This is a genomic window from Shewanella sp. POL2 (genome assembly GCF_000282755.1).
Classification (GTDB): domain Bacteria; phylum Pseudomonadota; class Gammaproteobacteria; order Enterobacterales; family Shewanellaceae; genus Shewanella; species Shewanella xiamenensis.
On the sequence record NZ_AKZL01000106.1, the window covers coordinates 1 to 13,836 of the forward strand.

Annotated in this window: 10 protein-coding genes; 2 read left to right on the plus strand and 8 right to left on the minus strand. The window is 46.3% G+C overall.

What is annotated here, in order from left to right; genetic code table 11:
• The first annotated feature begins 683 nt into the window (after positions 1–683).
• Positions 684–1,673, plus strand: a complete 990-nt coding sequence (locus tag SHEWPOL2_RS19460; protein ID WP_037430852.1) for a LysR family transcriptional regulator — start codon at positions 684–686, stop codon at positions 1,671–1,673.
• A gap of 473 nt (positions 1,674–2,146) precedes the next feature.
• Positions 2,147–4,393 (plus strand): OmcA/MtrC family decaheme c-type cytochrome, encoded by a 2,247-nt coding sequence (locus tag SHEWPOL2_RS19465; protein ID WP_239642788.1) that lies wholly within the window; start codon positions 2,147–2,149, stop codon positions 4,391–4,393.
• A 92-nt stretch (positions 4,394–4,485) separates the two neighbouring features.
• Here the strand turns inward: SHEWPOL2_RS19465 and SHEWPOL2_RS19470 are convergent, their stop codons facing one another.
• The 8 genes from SHEWPOL2_RS19470 to SHEWPOL2_RS19505 all read right to left on the minus strand — a co-directional run.
• The gene (locus SHEWPOL2_RS19470; RefSeq protein ID WP_037430858.1) at positions 4,486–5,181 is read right to left on the minus strand and encodes a DUF2982 domain-containing protein; all 696 of its coding nucleotides are present in this window, start codon (positions 5,179–5,181) and stop codon (positions 4,486–4,488) included.
• Positions 5,182–5,185: 4 nt separating this feature from the next.
• Complete coding sequence (locus SHEWPOL2_RS19475; RefSeq protein WP_086024096.1) at positions 5,186–5,920, minus strand: YdcF family protein; 735 nt, start codon at positions 5,918–5,920, stop codon at positions 5,186–5,188.
• A 107-nt stretch (positions 5,921–6,027) separates the two neighbouring features.
• Positions 6,028–6,948: a fructokinase gene (mak, locus tag SHEWPOL2_RS19480; protein ID WP_037416796.1), complete on the minus strand. Its 921-nt coding sequence runs from the start codon at positions 6,946–6,948 to the stop codon at positions 6,028–6,030.
• A gap of 62 nt (positions 6,949–7,010) precedes the next feature.
• A complete protein-coding gene (gene cysQ, locus SHEWPOL2_RS19485; protein WP_037430860.1) occupies positions 7,011–7,817 on the minus strand; it encodes a 3'(2'),5'-bisphosphate nucleotidase CysQ in 807 nt (268 codons plus the stop codon).
• 299 nt (positions 7,818–8,116) lie between these two features.
• A complete protein-coding gene (gene rfbD / locus SHEWPOL2_RS19490; RefSeq protein WP_037430862.1) occupies positions 8,117–9,103 on the minus strand; it encodes a dTDP-4-dehydrorhamnose reductase in 987 nt (328 codons plus the stop codon).
• Between the two features lie 17 nt (positions 9,104–9,120).
• Entirely contained in the window at positions 9,121–9,879 is a 759-nt protein-coding gene (locus SHEWPOL2_RS19495; protein ID WP_037416787.1) for a phosphatase, read from the minus strand.
• A gap of 121 nt (positions 9,880–10,000) precedes the next feature.
• Positions 10,001–13,276: a DEAD/DEAH box helicase gene (locus tag SHEWPOL2_RS19500; protein ID WP_037430865.1), complete on the minus strand. Its 3,276-nt coding sequence runs from the start codon at positions 13,274–13,276 to the stop codon at positions 10,001–10,003.
• A 191-nt stretch (positions 13,277–13,467) separates the two neighbouring features.
• Positions 13,468–13,836: DUF885 domain-containing protein (locus tag SHEWPOL2_RS19505; protein ID WP_037430867.1), on the minus strand; the 369-nt coding region annotated here is incomplete at its 5' end.

The window sequence follows — 13,836 nt, forward strand, 5'->3', positions numbered from 1 at the left end:
TACTGTCACAGGCGAATGTGATTGTTGAGCAAACGGGAAGTCGTTCACTGCGAGGTAAAGTGTCGAGATTAATTATTGATGGTATTTCAAAGGCCGATTGATTTGCGAGCGCTTAGTCATCCAAGCACATGGGATTGTCGACGGTGATGTTGCTTGTACTTCAATGCAAGTCAATGAAGGCGGCCAGTTTATTGGTTTAAGGATTAAGGAAGATCACCAGACAATCCACGCACATAGCCTGCCCTCTGCAACATCGACAAACGTATTGTTATCGCAGAGTCAAAATGACTAATCCACATTTCAGCCCATAAAAGAGCGAGGGTGTGTCGACGTTTAGAGATTAACCTTTATTTGCGCCGCTAAATTCTAGCCTACGTCACGCGAGTGATGTGTCGTTGTTCCAACCAACTACGAGCGACTCTGATGAAGATGATGAGCTCGCTAAATTACTCCTCCAGCCCAAAATCGCCTAAATAAACACCATACAATCCAATGACTAGCATTGTTGGTTAACCAATTGTTAAATTAAAGATTGAGATCACAGTTAAGCCGTACGACAACTGCTAACCTAATCCACCAACAATGCATTTTGTGCATACGGTTTACTGCTTAATCAATGGTATCGATATGCTTAGGCAAAACTGTGTGACTGCAGACTCAGACTCATCGCAAGGCGAGACCAAATGAGCAATCAATTACTAAAACAAATCTGCGAACTTGATGTATTCACCTTACTTGTATTTAAAAGTATTTTTGATAACGGACATGCAAATAGTGCCGCCAAAGCGTTAAATGTGTCGGCTCCCAAAATTAGCCGCTGTCTCAATGCGCTACGGTTAACCTTTAATGATGAACTATTTTATCGGCGCCAACAGGGGCTCAAACCCACACCTCTTGCTGAAAGTCTGTATGTCGCTATTTGCCAATTCACCGATTCGGTTTATCACCTAGAACAATCTGCAATGCAGCTGCAAAATGCAGCGAGTCACGTTGAATTACCGCTCCATATAGCCGCAAGTAATGGATTATTAAGTTTCTTAGCACCACAGCTCAGTTCACCCGATGTGATAAGTGAATTAGGCCAAATAAGACTACACAAGTGGCAAGATAATAGTGCAGAACTGATACATGCAGGTGAATTAGATTTTGGGATCACAATAGAGCCGACCGAATCCAAAGAGCTTAGTGTTACACGCTTAGGCTGTATTTCAAATGTCTATGTCGTTGCCTCGAAACATCATTCCCTTTGGGAAAGCCAACTTGAAATCAGCCTTGAGCACATATGCCGTTATTCATTTTTATGTATTGAACTGAAGGGCTTTAACAGCAGAATTGACCCACTAGAACTGTTCTGTCAGCGCCAAGGGCTGTTGTTACCCTCGATTGAAAGAGTCACGGATCGGGAAGAATGGTATGCCCACCTTCTCACCATGCAAAGTGTGGCATTTTGTTCGAGTATTGATATGCATACCGTAAAACATATGCCGGGATTAAAACTAGCGCCGCTTCCCATCGCAGAGTTACACCGTCTACATGAAACGATTATGCCACCACAGTATTTTCTCGTAGAAAAGCCACGAAGCCATCGACGCTACAGTCAAACACAATGCGAACTTGTCGTCAGTTCATTATTAACCGCCCTCACGCCTTTCAATACGCGAGTCAGTCAATAATCCCCAAAAGCATGGATGCTTGTGCCACTATTTACAAAAGCTTCAATTGTTAAATTTAAGTAAATACAGCGCATTCTCCCTCTGTACACTATGATTCTCAATAGTTGTTTTTGTTTTATTTTTCACTGTAAAAAAGCATTTGATAAATGTTTCATCAGTATCTTTAAGTAAAATTAATTGAAAATTAATCTCAACAAATTGTTAAAAACAAAAATAACATTCTGCAATCCACATCTCATTTTTACCGTCAGATTCTAATTTGCGAAATACTTAATTTCACATTTTAGAATTTCCATTTTGATGTGTTAAATCACTGTTCACATATCAGATACAAACTTATAAATACCACTTTATAAGTAGATTGTTCGACCTATAGTAGAGTCACTGCACACGCAGTCTTATAGAAAGAAAAAGGGACGCGATGATGAAAAAACTACAATAAATCTCTACTGGCACTAGCTCTCACTAGTGCCTTGTGTTTAACCGCCTGCGGGGACGGAGAAGACGGGCAAGATGGTGCACCCGGCACGCCTGGAACACCTGGTACCCCTGGAACACCGGGCACGCCTGGTACACCAGGATTACCCGCTGGTTCTTTTGCTAAAACCGCAGAATCTATAACCGATCTGAAATTTACTCTTAGCCCAGCTGATATCAAAGTCACCAGCAGCGAAGGCTTCAGTGTTAAGTTCAGCTTAACCGGAAAGAGCGCAGGCAAAGATGTTCCTTTTATGGGACTCGATAAAATTGCGATCTACTCTTTAACGGCAAATGACAATACGTCAGGCACTGGTGCGCCAATTCAATGGCAAAACAATGCTACGGCAAACAAAGCGGGTAGCTCATTAACTTGTACTCTAAACGGCCTTAACGGTACTAAGAATGCTTGTAAATTAACTGAAGATACTGCAAACCCTGGTACATACACTGCCACTTGGACTTACGATGGTGCTGCACCGATCATTAATCCAAATGATAACCCTAATGCAGTACACAGAGTATTTTTACGCGCATACAATATCGCCAATAGCCAAGGCGTTGCCTTAGCAGATAAAGTACTTTCAGTACCTGTTGATTTTATCCCAGCGACCGACGAGTTAGCCGCATCAGGCAAAGACACAGTATCGAGTGCAGCATGTAAAAACTGTCACGGTGAAACTGATGGCCATATCGCTAAGATCGAAGCTCACCATAATTATCAAGACGTTAAAAACTGCGTAACTTGCCATAACCCAGATCTAGTACCCAGCGATGCACAACTTGCGGAAGGTTGGGTCTTTGATTTTGCTCCAATGATCCACCGTATCCATGCCGGTGAACATAATGCAGCGTATCTGTCTGGTGAAGCCAAAGAATACTTTGGTGAAATTGGTTTCCCATCTGACTTGAAAGAATGTAAATCCTGTCACGATGGTGCACCAAGTTATAACACCAATATCTACGCTAAGGCTTGCGTGGGTTGCCATATCAATGTCAACTTCGCAACTGGTGAAAACCACTCAGAATTTGGTTTAGCTCAAGCCGACGACACTCAATGTAAATCTTGTCACGGTAGTGGTAGCCTAACACCAGAAGCTGTTCATAGTGTTGGTAAACGCGCTGAATACGCCAACTTATTTAAAGTGGACTTTACAAGTGCAGCAGTTGCACCGTCAGCCACCTTAGGTATGAAAACATTAACCATCAAGGCTAATGTGACCATCAATGGTACACCCATTGCCGATGGAACAAGCCTTGCAACCTATAATGCGACCACTAATCCAACAGGAAAGTTAGTTGCTAACGGTTTATTGCTGGGTAATGTTGCTACCGATGGTACTGTTTATGCGTGGCGAGATGTTAAACCAACAGCTATCAGCTTAAACCTTGCAAGTGGTACGCTTTCTGGTGGTGTATTGACTTTTGTTAAAGATATTCCAGATGCACAAGCAGTTGGAACTATGTATGTCAGTTCAGAAGCTAACGTTTGTATCAAGGCTGGTGCAGTAGCAAGCTGTAATGCAACAGGACTTGAATTTGGGCCAACTAACCCAATTGGCAACAGCTCTCCTGTTAAATTCTTCAGCTTAGATGGTAGCGCAGTCAGCACTGCTCGTATGGCAGTTCCTGCCCGCATTACTGTTGAAGAAGCCAAATGTAATGCCTGTCACGGTACCTTAGACTATGCCAAAGGAACAAGACACGGTACTTACGCCTTCACTCAATGTATGAACTGTCATAACGATACAACGGGAGCTTCAGGTCACAAAACGGTTGTTTACAAAGGCGCTGATGGAAGCAAAGTAGTGAATCCAGACGTCACCTTCAACAACAAAGACCTATTCACCGTTGCCCACCGTTTCCACAGTGGTAACTTTGACTCTATCACAGGCATCTTCCGTGACGATAAAGGTGAATTGCTCGGTTACCCATCACCAGAAACAGCATGTTCTGCATGTCATAAAGACGGCGCTAAACTGTTTGCAACTGACGGTGGTTTGACTTCTGAAAAACGCTCTATCAAAGTGGGTAGCTACTATATTAGCCCAGTAGCTGAATCATGCCGCAGCTGTCACGCTCACTCAGATGCAGCAGCAGTAGCTCACTTTAGAAGTAACGGTGCGATTGTAGAAGCGGATGCAGTGACTGATCCTAACCTACCAGTAGAATCATGCGCGACCTGCCATGCTGAAGGTAAAACTTATGGCATAGATAAGGTACACGCAGAGGTAGCACACTAGTACTAGTACCTTTGGGTTGCCCCCTGCACAACCCAAACTTCCTCTCTGCAACTTATTGGGGCCCCATCGGGGCCCCTTTTTTATCAGTAGTGTTAATTTGTTGTAGCATCGATTTGCGTCGAACTCTGCGCGATGCGCTGCCTTAACAGTTTAATAAATTCCCGCGGCTCACGATCTAAACTGTCATGGGGAATATAAAGATGATAGCCAAGGTGAGTGTTGAGCATCGCGCAGCGATGTCCAAACATCGCCAATACGCCGCGGTATCTGTCACCATCAACCACCAAAGGGCTAAATTCAGCACCAAGATAAGTTTCTAAGGTCGCTAAATCTTCTTGCTGTGATGCGGCGGTAACAAGTAACGGCCGCTGCTCAGTCAATAATCCCGCTGCAAGCCGTAATGAAATATTATCGAGTATCGGATTTAACTGCTTTAGCTTAATACCAATATAGGAAAGCTCAATAGTATCAACTCCCTGAGTCACCCTTGGAATGTCAACCCGCTGAATATTATCCCAGTTTATCGACACCTTGCCGCGACGATGAAAATAAGTCAGCCTCTGCTCATCCATAGTCAATGTGGTGTCAGGCTCGAAAACCTTTGCAAGGCCCAATATCAATGCGATTGCACCCAAGCTGAAAAACACTAAGCCCACTGCAAATAGCTCAGGTAGTATCACAAACAAGCCAAAGCCCAATACAAAGGCACAGGCACCTACAATAGTTAAAGTCAAACCATTACGTTTAGAGAGTGGACGAACCGATACAATATCAGACTCTAAGGCCATATTTTTATTCCTGTTTTACCCAAAGCCATAAACGGCCAATGTATTCATGTAGCGCACGTTGCGAGGCGAGTAAGTTATCCGCAGTAAAACGCCAATAAAAATCGTCTCTGGCCCTAAAATCCGTCGGCGCCGCACTTGCGGTTAATCCTTTACCACTAAAAATGGCCATCGCCCGTGGCATATGGGAGGCCGAGGTGACTAATCGCACAGGCTGATTGCCAAAGCGCTCTTTAAAATAGTGCGCTTCTTCGAGGGTGTCGCGCGCGAGCGGAAATTCAATAATACGTGACGCATCGATGCCAAGTTCAACCGCAGCCTTGGCCATCACTTCAGCGTGGGGATGTTGGGTTAGCTCGCCGCCCCAACCACTAACGACTAAACTACAATCTTGACCTAACTTAAGCTGCCGAAGCCCTTCCGTTAATCTTGCCAATGCCACAGCCGATAAGGACTGTACCGCCGTAGCACCTTCAATATCCGAGTGAGCAAAACCCAGCACCATCACCACACAGGTATCCGCAATGGGAGTGGAATTAATGGGATATTGGGTCTCAAGCGGTTTCACGAGATAATCGACACTAAATTGACTGCTTAATAACAGTAGAAGGGTAAAAGCACTGGCAATCGCCCATTTTGCTAACCGCGGTTTGCGCCAAATAAACAAAGATAGCAGCAATAACAACAGGATAAATGGAACAGGCATAATTGCCTGAGAGACAACTTTCTTAATCCAAAACATGCGCTAGCGCCCAATAATCCAAAGGAGCGCAATCATAACATCAAAAGAAAGCAAAACGCATCGCCGAGGCGATGCGTTGTCACGAGTGAAAACTTAAGGTTACTGGGTTATTTTTCCCATAACCAAGCGGCGCCACGCACGCCCGAAGAACAACCATAAAGATTCTGTACAACCGGTGTTCGGCATTCGCGCCCTACAACATAATGGCTTAATAATGCAGGTAATCTTGGGTAAATAGCCTCAACATTCGACATGCCGCCACCTAATACAATCGCATCAGGATCAAGTAGATTAATCACATGAGCCAGTGAGCGCGCGAGTCTATCCATATAGCGGTCAAAGGCCAATATCGCTATCTCATCCCCATCGTCGACTAAGCTCATGATCTCTGAACCAGATTTAGCGGGCACACGTTGGACGCTTGCTGCGCGACTGAGCGCCTCATTGTAATCACGAACAAAGCCAGTGCCTGAAATAAAGGTTTCGATACAATCAGGATTACCGCAAAAACAACGGGTAGTATTAAACTCCTCCTTGGTCATCCACGGCAGCGGATTATGGCCCCATTCGCCACCAATGCCATTACCACCCGCATGCACTTTACCGTTAATGGCCACACCCGCGCCGCAGCCCGTGCCAATGATCACTCCAAACACCACAGATTTACCCGCAGCAGCACCATCGACGGCTTCAGATACCGCAAAACAGTTGGCATCGTTAGCAACCCGCACTTCACGGCCGAGCAGCTCCCCTAAATGCACATCCAAGGGATGACCGTTGATCCAAGTCGAGTTGGCATTTTTAACCAGTCCAGAATAGGGGGAAATCACACCAGGGATCCCTACCCCCACTGAGCCTTTTTCACCTAAGGTCGCTTCCGCCTCATTCACTAAATCGACGATCGCGTTAAGCGTGCCCTGATAATCCCGAGGGGTATTGATACGCTTACGAAAAACCTCATTTCCTTCGTCATTTAAGGCGACGAGTTCTATTTTTGTGCCGCCTAAATCGATGCCCATGCGTATCATGAATAAGCTTCTCCGCTATTGTTCTGCCAAGGAGTCCGCGCAGACTCGCTTGTGATTGCTCGTTATTTTGCCCAGCCAGGCGCTGTGGCAATAAAATAAGGGTTTAATATGTCAGGTTTTTGATTGTAGGTTAAGGGTAAACCTGAGTCATAACACACGACTTTACCGCCTGCGCTTTCAAGTACCGCCTGCGCTGCCGCAGTGTCCCATTCGCTGGTAGGCCCCAATCTTGGATAGAGATCGGCCTTACCTTCTGCCAGCATACAAAACTTCAGCGAGCTTCCTACGCTTAACATTTCATGCTGGCCAATATTGTTCAAATAATCAGCCACATCTGGGCTTAAGTGCGAACGACTGCCCACCACTATCGGCACCTGTCTTGGCATCTTACAGCCCTGAAGCGGCTGTTCTTGCTGTCCATCCTGTCGCCAAGCACCTAAGTGTTTCGCCCCATAATAAGTCGTGTTCAACACTGGAGCATAAACCACACCTGCAATAGCTTCGCCTTGATGGATAAGCGCAATATTGACGGTAAACTCGCCATTTCGCTTAATAAATTCCTTCGTGCCATCTAAAGGATCGATAAGCCAGTAGGTCTGCCATTGCTCACGCTCATCCCAAGGAATATCGGCGGCCTCTTCTGACATCACAGCAATGCCCGCAAATTGCTCAGCTAATTGACTGACAATCACCCTATGAGCCGCAAGATCGGCAGCAGTTACAGGACTCTCATCACTCTTTTGTGTAACAGCAATATGCTCTTGGGCGTAAATCGCCATAATGGCATCACCTGCCGCATGGGCTATATTCACTAGCCGCAACAAGTCCGCTTTAGAAAAATGCAGCGCAATTGTGGTGTTATCGGTCACTTAGTCGTCCTTTATTCAATCAGCTTTGCGGCATTATGCCATCGGCAGCCATTGAGAATTAAGAACAAATTAGTCATAAATCAAGCAAAATTGACTAAGCGGGCTTAAACACCAAAGCTTAAGTCCTAAGCATCAGGCTTTAATTTTAAATAAGTCGAGTCTAAGGCAAGCAAGATACGCTGAAAAGAGTCATTCCCTAGGCTGCATTCGTATTCACCGCCTTGAAAATAAACCACTAGGAGTGGAATACTGGCAAAGGCAATCCGCTTGCCTGTGAGTAACAAAAAAACGGCATCAGTTTAGGATTTTTCGCCTTGTGTTATAAAAGCATTAAGCATGCAGTTAAGTTGCACTCGCCAATCCTGCCAAACTTCAGGACATTGCATAGCCACAAGATGGTGCTTATCCAGCGTCTGTCGCAGTTTATCGCTATTAAGCGCGCTGTAACTCGGCCTTTGTGCCAGTACATTGCCTTTCTCAAGCGCTTTGGCGGCATAACTGAGGCTATCAATGGCAATGATGGGCACGGCTTTCTTTAATAACTTCAGAGCCAACGCTTGCTGCTGAATTTCAACAGCAAATTCATACCAACTGCATTGCCCCTGTCCTGAATAATGAAATAGCCCCGCCTCACCCGTTAGCATCAGTTGCCAGATAAGCGACGCGAGGGTATCGACCCACGTAGGAGATCCGATTTGATCGTTTATCACTGTGAGCGGCTGAGCATCAGGCGTGGCGGCCATCAACCTCAGCATGGTTTTCACAAAATTATGCCCATCGACACCGTAAAGCCATGCGGTACGGATAACAATCGCGCGCTCACCCAAGATACGCAGCACCGCTTGCTCTCCGGCAAGCTTACTCTTGCCATAAACCGATATTGGCGAAGGTGTCACCGTTTCACTTAAGGCATTGGCCTCAACGCCCGCAAGCAGACCGCTAAAAACAAAATCACTGGAAATATGTACTAACCGCGCGCCCGTGAGCGCACATTCGGTTGCCAATAATTCTGGGCCGTGGCTATTGACGCGATAAGCCTCATCCACTGCCGTCTCAGCCTTGTCGACCGCATTATAGGCCGCGCAGTTAATCACCCAGTCGGGTTTCACCTGCGCAAACACCTCAGCCACACTGTATTTATCGCTGATATCTAACGCAGCATGCGTAAGCGGATGGAGATTAAATGCTAATCCACCATTGAGATGCGTTCGGATTAATGCTTTTGCTAGTTGGCTGTGCGCGCCAGTTAAGAGCACTGTTGGTCGCGCGGGAGTGACATCCTGCATTGATTGACTCAAGCGCCTCAAATTGCTTCATCGCGAAAGTGCGGTATAAAGTCAGCAACAGTTTGATGCCCACGCAGAGTCAAAAAGTCTAACAGCGCCATGGGCGAGCGATTAAGCAGCTTATCCTTTGGATAATCAACCGCATCGATAATGCTTAAGGCGCGATCAAATCCACCAAGGCTAAATGCCACATGGGAATCAGACCCCATGACTAAGGTTGCACCTAACGCTTTAGCCGCCTTAGCGATTGCGGTGCAGTTGGCTTCACTGCCCTTGCGAGACACTTCAAAGGAGGAATTATTAATTTCAAGTGCTACACCATATTCTGCTGCGGCAGTGACGACTGCTTCAATATCAATGGGATATGCGGGGTTTCCTGGGTGAGTAATAATATCGACCTTGCCACTTTTAATCGTATTAATCATCGCCTCGGTATGGGTGGCCTTATCCGAGGGCGCAAACACGGGTTCATGGAATCCAGCCAAGACGATATCGAGCTGCGACAGATAATCGCCAAAGTAATCGATTTCACCGTCGCGATTTTTAATATTGGCTTCAATGCCGCGTAAAATGCCGACGCCATCGACCATGCGCGGCAATACCCGTAAATTCACAAAATGCCAAAAATGCGGCGCATCCGCCATGGCCGGGCCATGATCTGTCGTCGCAAACAGGCGGAGCCCCTTTTGTTTTGCCACCGCAAGATAATCATGGATAGTGCTATAGGCATGGGAGGATGCCACGGTATGGGTATGGGTATCGACTGGGTACTGCATGGGTCACCTCTGTCTTTTAACTCGCATTTTAAAAAGAATTTTTAAGCATCAATCTGTTACCGCTCTGCTTGTACAAGAGTCGCCAAGTCAACGACCACAGGCGGTGATATGCAACAATGCCTTAGTGGAATAAAGAGAGCAGTTCATCGGCACTACCTTGCCATGCGCCACTGCCCTTACCTTCAAGAATACTATCGGCTAAACCTTGTTTATGCTGCTGCATCTCTTGGATTTTTTCTTCGACCGTCCCCTCGGCGATAAGCTTATAGACAAACACCGGATTTTCTTGGCCAATACGGTGTGCTCTATCAGTGGCTTGCCTTTCGGCCGCAGGATTCCACCAAGGATCGTAATGAATAACCGTATCAGCAGCAGTCAAATTAAGCCCGGTTCCGCCCGCCTTTAAACTAATTAAAAACACTGGCGTATCGCCTTCTTGGAATTGATCAATCTGCACCTGACGTAGCCGAGTTTGGCCCGTCAGTTTGCTGTAGTTGATCTCTAAGGATTGGAGTAATTCTTCAATCAAAATCAGCATACTAGTAAATTGGCTGAAGATTAAAATTTTGCGTCCTTCCTGCACCATTTCCGGCAAGTTTTGGCTAAGCCAGTTAAGCTTGGCGTTATTTTTAACCTTTTGTGCCTGTTCGAGCTTTACTAATCGCGGATCGCAGCAGGCTTGACGCAATTTGAGCAGCGCGTCTAAAAACTCGATATGGCTGCCCGCCACGCCTTGGCTTGCAAACAATTCTCGAATTTTTTTCTCCATACTTAAGCGAATACTCTCGTACAGATTGCGTTGATCTTTCTCAAGCTCAAGAGTTTGATAAATTTCGGTTTTAGGCGGAAGTTCAGTCACTACCTCCGCCTTCGTTCGTCTGAGCACAAAGGGCGCAATGCGTTGACTTAACACTTTTGCCTGCTCACTATCGCCGTAACGCTCAATCCGATAACGAAATGCCTTATTAAAATAAGCCGTTGTCCCAAGGAGTCCTGGCAAACAAAAATCCATTAAGGATTTGAGTTCACCTAAATGATTTTCAAGGGGCGTCCCCGTAAGGCAGAGTTTAAAAGGCGCCTGCAGCGCTTTAATCATCTGACTGACTTTAGCTTGAGCATTTTTAATCTGCTGTGCTTCATCAAGCACTATGTGCTCAAAAGGTTGTGCCTGGTAAAAATCGTTATCCCTCACCATTAACGGATAGGTAGTAACAACCACATCAAACTCACTTAACCGTGCCAAAAGCGGCCCGCGCTGTGCGCCATGGATCACCGCCAGTGTTAACGAAGGCGCAAATTTTGCCGCCTCCTTTGCCCAGTTCCCGACCAAACTGGTGGGGCAGATAATTAAACTGGGTAGATGAGGGCCAGCCGCGGACTTAAGCTGTTTTTGCTTCAACAGGAATGCCAAAGTTTGAATGGTTTTACCCAATCCCATATCGTCGGCTAAAATGCCACCTAGTTGATATTCCTTTAAAAAACATAACCAATTTAAGCCCTGTTGCTGATAGGGACGCAGCTCTGCCTGTAATTGGGTTGGCGCAGTAACCGCAACAACACCAGTAAATTGTTCTAATTTGGCCGCAAGTTGGCGCACCCGCTCACCATTGAGCAAGCTGATATCACTCTGGGCTAACTCATTGAGTAAATGTGTCCGATATTTAGGTAAGGCGATACTGTTGCCGCGGTGCTGTTCAAACAGCTCTAAAATAATGCTCATCAAGGGTTTGATAACACTGGCTTTAATTTTAAGCCACTCACCATTTGGGCTAGGTAGCAATAGCTCGGCATCATCGGCGGGCTCACCATGTTGTTTAAGCCAAGTGGCCACCAGCGGCAACATGGGTAACCGCTGACCATTGATATCCGCATGCAAAGACAGGGAAAACCAGCCCTCTTTACTGTCATCCAGCTCAACGGTTAACGGCGCGTCGACTACCTTAAGGCTAAACTCGGGCGCCAATAACACCTCAACACCTTGGGCTTGTAATCTTGGGACTTCTTCATCGATAAAGTGCAGCCACTCCCGAATCGCCTCGGGCAACACACCTAAGCGCCAGTGGCAGGCTAAACTGCTAAGATCAAATACAAAACGAGTAAATCCAAGCGTTTGCAGAACCTCAACCGCCGCTTGCTCTTCGTCCAACGCACGGTTAATTTGATAGGTCGTTCCGCCTTGGGTCACAAGGGTTAAGTCTTCTTTAGCTGCATTACCACTCAAAACGACATCACCGTAGATAAATGCCAAGGTCACATAGGGCTGATTGATATCAACAGCTTGAATATGTGGCGTTGTTGTCTTGAGTTGGGTCGAATTAGGCAGAGTAGCATTGGCCTGAGTCGATACCGCCGAAAGCATATTTAGGCTCAACCGAACCCGTAGTTTATCCCGTAGTTCGACAAAATTGATGGCACTTGGTAGCGGCACTGTACGCGCTGAAAAATGTTTAATCAGTTTATGACTCACCACCTCAACCTGCGTGCGAGGCACGGGTGGCATTTGGCTGAGTAGGCGCAATTTTTCAATACTGATATCGGTGTCGATAAGACCAATTTGAAAGTAATCGAGTTCGATATAATACGCAGGCTCGGTTGGCACAAGCTCCCAATTATCTCGCTTGGGTAAAACAAGGCGCATTTGCTTGTGTTCACTATCAATATCCTGCCAAATAAACTGTGGCGTAATGGCATCGCCCGCGGTCAATGCGAGGCGACTTTCCTCCCAAAAACAACGTTCGGTCGCGAGCATTTTCTCGAGCGCAACCGCACCTAACTGCGCCTTAAGATAGAGCCGCGATGCACCATGGCGCCTCGTAGACATTATCAGATTGATGATCAGCACATCCTCAGCACCAATCCATGCAGGCATATAATATTGCACATCCGAGAGCGCAATTTTGGAACCCTTGTTATAACCGCCCTTCTTGCCAAGCTTGCCGCGCCTAAGCTCGATAAACACCCCATTATCGTCCTTTGAGAGGATATACAGCACCCGATCATCGTAGAGGGACTCAACATCATTCAAACGAGGATCATCGGCATCATCGAGTAGATGTAACCATTGGGCGATGCGTTGATCCTCAACCGTTTTATCGGTGAGCAAGCTATACAGTACCGCAGCCATATGCTTGCAATGTCCCGTGGCGGGACAGGAGCAAAAACCGTTCATGATGAGCTTATGATTGACGCTGACTAAACGTATATCCTGACGATAGGGTGAGGTTTCACTGCCCGCTACCGAGCCTTCAATATGGCGAAAATCGGCATTGGCTTTTGCGCTTAACACCTTCCCCTGCATCACATAATCACGGGCACGCATCAAGGTTGGCGGCGTGAATAAGGACTCAATTGCCGTTTGAGTCAATTGAATGGGCTCTTGGGGGGGAAAGCGATTCATCAGCAAAACCTTGAAACTCAAAAATACCTCAACAGACAATAAACCATAATTGTCAAAGGCATTTATCAACGTGTAAGGGGGAATTGTATTGAAACCGGATGGGGAAAGCCAGAAGACGAATCACTTACGTGAGCGGGATACATCCCCGCAGACCATTCCTGCGGGGATGTGCCAACTAAAGTCACCTCAACTTAGGCTTGACGACGCTTATCAGCAATATAGCGATCAACCAATTTTTCTAAAATATCTAAGGGAACAGCGCCATTTTTAAGCAGCACATCGTGAAAATCGCGCAAATCAAATTTGTCCCCAAGGGCTTGTTTGGCTTTTTCTCGCAATTCGAAGATCTTCATCATCCCCACCTTATAGGCTGTCGCTTGGCCGGGCATCACAATATAACGCTCAATTTCAGCGGTTACATCGCGATCTGACATTCCAGTATTTTTCTTCATATAGTCAATGGCTTGTTCCCGCGTCCAACGACTATGGTGAATACCTGTATCAACAACAAGGCACACAGCTCTAAACAACTCCGCCTGCAAACGACCAATATTATCGAA

Excerpts from the sequence above, each read along its gene's own strand:
- SHEWPOL2_RS19470 (WP_037430858.1), bottom strand. The coding sequence starts at position 5,181 with ATGGCCTTAGAGTCTGATATTGTATCGGTTCGTCCACTCTCTAAACGT.
- rfbD (WP_037430862.1), bottom strand. The coding sequence starts at position 9,103 with ATGCAGGATGTCACTCCCGCGCGACCAACAGTGCTCTTAACTGGCGCG.
- SHEWPOL2_RS19500 (WP_037430865.1), bottom strand. The coding sequence starts at position 13,276 with ATGAATCGCTTTCCCCCCCAAGAGCCCATTCAATTGACTCAAACGGCA.
- mak (WP_037416796.1), bottom strand. The coding sequence starts at position 6,948 with ATGATACGCATGGGCATCGATTTAGGCGGCACAAAAATAGAACTCGTC.
- SHEWPOL2_RS19495 (WP_037416787.1), bottom strand. The coding sequence starts at position 9,879 with ATGCAGTACCCAGTCGATACCCATACCCATACCGTGGCATCCTCCCAT.
- SHEWPOL2_RS19475 (WP_086024096.1), bottom strand. The coding sequence starts at position 5,920 with ATGTTTTGGATTAAGAAAGTTGTCTCTCAGGCAATTATGCCTGTTCCA.
- SHEWPOL2_RS19460 (WP_037430852.1), top strand. The coding sequence starts at position 684 with ATGAGCAATCAATTACTAAAACAAATCTGCGAACTTGATGTATTCACC.